Source organism: Frankia sp. CoBUL1 (assembly GCF_978021245.1).
In genome coordinates this window covers 1-5,031 of the sequence record NZ_CDXDOS010000245.1, presented here as the reverse complement: position 1 = coordinate 5,031, position 5,031 = coordinate 1, and the positions used below count along the sequence as shown (strand labels likewise).

At 69.6% G+C, this 5,031-nt stretch carries 5 protein-coding genes and 1 pseudogene; 3 read left to right on the top strand and 3 right to left on the bottom strand.

Annotated features, from left to right (window positions below; translation table 11 throughout):
- Nucleotides 1–287 (bottom strand): annotated as a pseudogene (locus AC08OX_RS14820) (HNH endonuclease signature motif containing protein); the annotation flags it as partial.
- Between the two features lie 660 nt (nucleotides 288–947).
- On the opposite strand from AC08OX_RS14820, the gene smpB reads away from it, so the two are divergent.
- The 3 genes from smpB to AC08OX_RS14805 all read left to right on the top strand — a co-directional run bounded on the left by smpB (nucleotide 948) and on the right by AC08OX_RS14805 (nucleotide 3,926).
- Entirely contained in the window at nucleotides 948–1,427 is a 480-nt protein-coding gene (gene smpB, locus AC08OX_RS14815) for an SsrA-binding protein SmpB (protein WP_085003355.1), read from the top strand.
- A gap of 106 nt (nucleotides 1,428–1,533) precedes the next feature.
- Nucleotides 1,534–3,012, top strand: coding sequence for a THUMP-like domain-containing protein (locus AC08OX_RS14810; protein ID WP_476608351.1), 1,479 nt, complete (start codon nucleotides 1,534–1,536; stop codon nucleotides 3,010–3,012).
- A gap of 5 nt (nucleotides 3,013–3,017) precedes the next feature.
- Nucleotides 3,018–3,926: an NAD(P)-dependent oxidoreductase gene (locus AC08OX_RS14805; RefSeq protein WP_476608350.1), complete on the top strand. Its 909-nt coding sequence runs from the start codon at nucleotides 3,018–3,020 to the stop codon at nucleotides 3,924–3,926.
- On the opposite strand, the gene AC08OX_RS14800 is transcribed toward AC08OX_RS14805, so the two are convergent.
- Together AC08OX_RS14800 and AC08OX_RS14795 are read right to left on the bottom strand one after the other, a co-directional pair.
- Nucleotides 3,927–4,664: a YoaK family protein gene (locus tag AC08OX_RS14800; protein ID WP_476608349.1), complete on the bottom strand. Its 738-nt coding sequence runs from the start codon at nucleotides 4,662–4,664 to the stop codon at nucleotides 3,927–3,929. It lies immediately after the preceding gene.
- Between the two features lie 95 nt (nucleotides 4,665–4,759).
- Nucleotides 4,760–5,031, bottom strand: a 272-nt coding sequence (locus AC08OX_RS14795) for a VOC family protein (protein WP_476608348.1), incomplete at its 5' end; no start/stop codon positions are given.

The window sequence follows — 5,031 nt, the reverse complement described above, 5'->3', positions numbered from 1 at the left end:
TTACGTCGTTCCAGCACGGTCAGCCGCTGGGAATCTAGCTCACCATGTTCCAGAGCAGTCAGCGCTGCCGGCATGCGGCGGACGACGCCGACCGCGAAACCCAACTGTTTGTTTCCCGCCGCTGATGACATTCTCAGCTCGGCGGCCAGTTCGTCTCCCGCGAACTCGTGAAATCCCCTGGCAACCCCGCTCTCATCCTCTTCCGTGGGCGGCCGTAGCTGCGCGAACCTCGCTCTCACGAGCAGCCGTGCCGCCTCCCAGCGCGCGATCTCCCGACCGATCTCCACATCTGCCCGGAGGCATCCGTCCGCGTCGAGTTCAGCTACACGATGACCATAAACCATCGATTAGTCCAGATGACGGGAAAGAGAACCACGGTCGTCGACTCCGGTGTCGCGGGGGCCCAGGGCCTCTGCTTCCTCGCGTGGGCTGGACTCGCCTGAACTGGACTCGCCCGGACTGGACTGTGAGCCGGGCCGAAGCGATGAACCGGGTCTGGTCACTGGATGCATCATGCCGCCTGTCATGGGCGCGTAGAGGGAGCGGTTGGATCTGCCGGCAGGAATCGCCGCCGATCCGCCTGAACACTCTGGTCATCGAACGTGTGTTCGAGTATAGTACTCGCTGGCACCGTTCATCAAGTCCATCGTCATCAAGTCCGTCGTCTCGGCTGTCGAGCAAGCTCGACAGCCGAGCAAGGAGGTGGAAGGTGCTGAACGCCCAGGTCGCGCCGCCGCGGCGGCTCCTCCGCGGGGCGCGCTGACGGCGCTCGTCGCCCTACGGAGCGCTCGGCGACGTCACCCGGGCCACGCCGGCGACCGACGATGGCGCTCACATGATCGATACCATGGGTGTCCTCGCGGTGGAGCCGGCGTGTCACCGACGCGGGAGGCAGGACGTAGGTTCGGAGAAGATTTCGCGAACGGTGTGGGAAGAGGGACAGGACAGTGCCGAGGGAGACGGGGCGCAGACTGATCGCGCAGAACAAGCGCGCCCGGCATGACTACGACATCCTCGACACCTACGAGGCTGGGCTGGTGCTCCGTGGCACCGAGGTGAAGGCGCTGCGGGCCGGGCGGGCCTCGCTCGTCGACGGGTTCGCCCAGATCAACGATGGTGAGATCTGGCTGCACAACGTGCACATCCCCGAGTACACCGAGGGGACCTGGACGAACCACGCTCCCCGCCGCAAGCGCAAGATGCTGCTGCACCGGGCGGAGATCGAAAAGCTGGTCGGTAAGACCCAGGAGGGTGGGCTCACGCTGGTCCCGCTCTCGCTCTACTGGAAGGACGGGCGGGCGAAGATCGAAATCGCGCTGGCGCGTGGCCGCAAGTCCTACGACAAACGGCACGCGATCGCGGAGCGGGACGCGGCCCGGGAGATCGGCCGGGCGATGGGCCGCCGAGCCAAGGGGCGCTACCTCTGACTAGCCAGCCGTCCATGACACCGTCCGTGGTGCCGCCGATGTTCCCGTCGTCGTTATCTCGTCGTCGTGCCGCGGATTCGCCGGTTCCGGCAGCATCCGGGTCGCCGTGACCGCCTCCGACGGCGACCGGCTGGCGCAGTTCGAGGCCCTGCTGAGCGCCCAGGGTAAGGCGGTGCTGGCGGCGGCGGTCGCGGCATTTGCCGAGGATGAGCGTGCCGGTGGAGGCGCGGCCCGGGAACTGGCTGTCGGTGCCCGCCTGCGCGCCGAGGGCGTGTCCCCCGCGCTCCTCGCCGCCGCGTTCACTCAGGCGGAGCTGAGGCGGCGCGCGATGGTCAAGTTTGCTCGGGCCGATCGGATGTTCTTCACCCGAGCCGGGTTGGAACAAGCGTCCTCGCAAGCGGCGGCCGAGCATCGGGTCGCGCGGTTCGCCGGTCTGTGCCGGCTCGCCGACCTGTGCACGGGGATCGGCGGGGACGCGTTGGCCCTCGCGCGGGGCCGGGAGATCATGCTCGTCGACCGGGATCCGGTTCATCTGCGGATGGCCGCGCTCAACGTCGCCGTCCACGCGGTCGAGGGCACGACGGCGCTGCCCACGACCGCGCCGCCCACGGGATCGACCGTGCCGACGGGATGCCTCGAGACGCGCCTGTCCGACGTGCGGGAGGTGGACCTCTCCGGATGCGACGCCGTGTTCGTCGATCCGGCCCGGCGTGCCGGCGACCGTCGGTTGGTGTCGCGGGCGAGCGAGCCGCCGCTGGCCTGGTGCTTCGGGCTTGCCGACAAGGTTGCGGCCGTCGCGGTGAAGGCCGCGCCAGGGCTGGCGACGGAGCTGGTTCCCCCCGGCTGGGAGATCGAGTTCGTGGCCGACGGACGGGATCTCAAGGAGGCCGTGCTGTTTTCACCGGCCCTCGCGACCGCCCCGCGTCGCGCCACTGTGCTGCCCGGGCCGGGCGGCTCGGCGTCGCTGCGGGCCGGGGGAGCGCCGGTGAGCCTCACCGGGACCCCGGATCCAGTCGTCCCGGCGGATACGGGTCCGGCGGGTCCGGCGGGTCGGGTCGGCGAGGCCGCCGGTCGGGTAGCGGCTCCGGGCCGGTTCCTCCACGATCCGAACCCGGCGGTCACTCGGGCGGGCCTGGTCGGCGAGCTCGGGCGGCGCCTCGGAGCCTGGCAGATTGATCCGATGATCGCCTTCCTGACCTCCGACGAGGCAGTGACGACCCCCTTCGCCCGCCTGCTGCGCATCGAGGCCGAGCTGCCCTTCGACGTGCGCCGGATCGCGGACCTGTTGCGGTCTCGTGAGATCGGGTCGCTGGACGTCCGGCGACGCGGCCTCGCCGGCGACGTCGAGGAGATCCGCCGCCGGTTGCTACCCCGCCGTCGTGATCTGATTCCCGCTGGACCGGCCGTCACCGTGGTAATGACGAGGCTGCGTGGAGCTCCCTGGGCCTTCGTCTGCACCCCGGTATCGGATGTCGGGGGTATCGGATGTCGGGGCGGTGGCGACCGACTCTCATGCTCTCGTGACCGACCGACTCTCATGACCGACCGATCCCGGTGGACGCCATCGGGGGCGAAACAGGAGTGACGTTCATGCGTGTTGCCTTCGTCGGACTGGGCACGATGGGATTTCCCATGGCCGGTCACCTGGTTCGGGCCGGGTTCTCCACCACCGCGTTCAATCGCACGGCCGCGACCGCGGCACGCTGGGCCGAGGAACATTCCGGCCGGATCGCGCCGTCGCCCGCCGCCGCGGCGACCGAGGTCGACGTCGTCTGCCTCTGCGTCGGTGCCGATGACGACGTCCGCGAGGTCGTCCTCGGTGCCGACGGGGTGCTGGGAGCGCTTCGGCCCGGTGCGATCATCGTCGATCACACGACGACCTCCGCGGAACTCGCGGAGGAGATCGCGGCGCGCACCGCCGAGGTCGGCGTCGGTTTCGTCGACGCCCCGGTCTCCGGCGGGGAGGCGGGTGCCATGGCCGGCCTGCTGAGCATCATGTGCGGTGGGGATCCTGAGACGATCGAGCGGGCCAGGCCGGTGCTCGCCGCCTACGGCGCGACCATCACGAGGATCGGGCCGGTCGGTAGCGGACAACTCGCCAAGATGGTCAATCAGATTCTGGTGGCGGGAGCCGTCGAAGGGGCGGCCGAGGCCATCAACTTTGCTATTGCCGCCGGTCTGGACACCGATCTGGTGCTTTCCGCCGTGGCCGGCGGCGCCGCCAACTCGTGGTACCTGGCGAATCGTGGTCAGACCATGGTGCGCGACGAGTTCGATTTCGGGTTTGCGGTCGACTGGATGCGCAAGGATCTGCGGATCTGCCTTGCCGAGGCGGGCCGGCGTGGTATCCCGCTGCCGATGATCGAGCTGGCTGAGCGGGATCTCGCAGCTGCCCAGGCGGATGGCGAGGGCGGCCTCGACACGACGGTCGTCATCCGGCAGCGGCGCCGTGCGACCAGGCCGGGTGGCGCGGGTGGCGAAGCCTCTCCGGCTTCCTGATCATGGCGCCGCAACGGTGCCGGTCACTGTGGCGATCAGGCAGCCGGTGACGGTACCGGTCGCCAGGACGAGCGGGACGATCCGGCCGAGATGGAGCAGGCACAGGCCCCCGATCAGGGCTCCGGCGAACATGGCGACGGGGCCGGCGAACCGCCGCGCCCGCCGCGCCCGCCGCGCCCCACCGCAGCCCGTTCCTCCGCCGAGCCGGGAATCGATGATGATCCCGGTCAACGTGCTGGTCAGCACATTCGTCGGGATGTCCGGAACGGCCATCCGCCGAGCCGTCGCGTGCTGCAGGCCCATCGCGAGGGCCAGCGGGAGGATGACGGCATAGGGCCGGGCCCCGGGGATATCGGGGATATCGGGGATCTCGGGTTCCGTACCGAGTCCCTGGGTGACCAGCGTGGCGATCAGCGCGCCGGCCATCAGCCCGGTCTGCGCGGCCATCGCGATGATCAGCCACGAGAAGCGACGACCGCCGATTATGGTCACCGTGCCGATCCGTCCGGCGATGACGGCTCCGGCCAGGAAGCCAGCCAGGGCCAGCGCAGACAGGTCGGCGGACAGGCCCGGCGCCCCGGCCAGCGCAAAGGCCAGCAGGACGACGTTTCCGGTCATGTTGGCCACGAACACCCGGCCGAGTCCGAGAAAACTGACCGCGTCGACGAGACCGCTGAGGATCGCCAACGTCACCAGCAGAGTCGGCAGCCGCCGACGCTGGTCGGGGGACGGTCGCATGGGCACAGTTTCACCGAGCGACGGCCCGTGCGGCGGAAGGCGGGAACTCCCGGCGCCTCTGATCTCGGCGGCTCTGATCTGATCTTCTGATCAGATCAGAGCCGCAACGGACGGACCGGAGCCGCGGCGAGCGCGGGAGTGCTCCGCCAGTCGACCCCGGGAACGTCGATGTAGAGCTCGATCTCGTTGCCATCCGGGTCGAGGATGTACAAGCTGTGGGTGACCGTGTGATCCGACGCGCCGACGATGGTCACATCCGCGTCGTGCAGACGGGCGAGCACCGCGCGCAGCTCGTCGTCGCTGTCGCCAACCTTCAGCCCGAAGTGGTACAACCCCACCCGCCGGCCCTGGGGTATGGCCGCCGCGT

Coding starts and splice junctions, on each gene's coding strand:
- AC08OX_RS14805 (WP_476608350.1), top strand. CDS start 3,018: ATGCGTGTTGCCTTCGTCGGACTGGGCACGATGGGATTTCCCATGGCC.
- AC08OX_RS14800 (WP_476608349.1), bottom strand. CDS start 4,664: ATGCGACCGTCCCCCGACCAGCGTCGGCGGCTGCCGACTCTGCTGGTG.